Origin of the sequence: Shewanella electrica (assembly GCF_022321485.1) — a bacterium.
Classification (GTDB): Bacteria; Pseudomonadota; Gammaproteobacteria; order Enterobacterales; family Shewanellaceae; genus Shewanella; species Shewanella electrica.
Window position 1 is genome coordinate 1 of record NZ_JAKOGG010000288.1, and the last position, 271, is coordinate 271.

The following is a 271-nucleotide window of genomic DNA, read 5'->3' on the forward strand; positions in this document are numbered from 1 at the left end:
GTATAATGGATAAAGATATCTTCAAAAGCAGGGAGGAACAGAGATGAGTTATCAGGCGCTCTACCGGGTTTGGCGCCCCCAGCGGTTTAGTGACCTCGTTGGTCAGCAGATCGTTACGACCACCTTAAAAAACGCCATCATCACCAAAAAAATTAGTCACGCCTACCTCTTTGCCGGTCCACGGGGAACGGGGAAGACATCGGCGGCGAAAATTTTTGCCAAGGCGGTAAACTGCCACCACCAAACGGATGGGGAACCCTGCAACGAGTGC

1 protein-coding gene is annotated in these 271 nt (G+C 51.7%); it reads left to right on the forward strand.

Translation table 11 applies throughout. The features are described from left to right. Window positions 1–43 precede the first annotated feature (43 nt). On the forward strand, window positions 44–271 hold a 228-nt coding region (locus tag L9G74_RS20670; RefSeq protein WP_326521526.1), incomplete at its 3' end, for a DNA polymerase III delta subunit-related protein.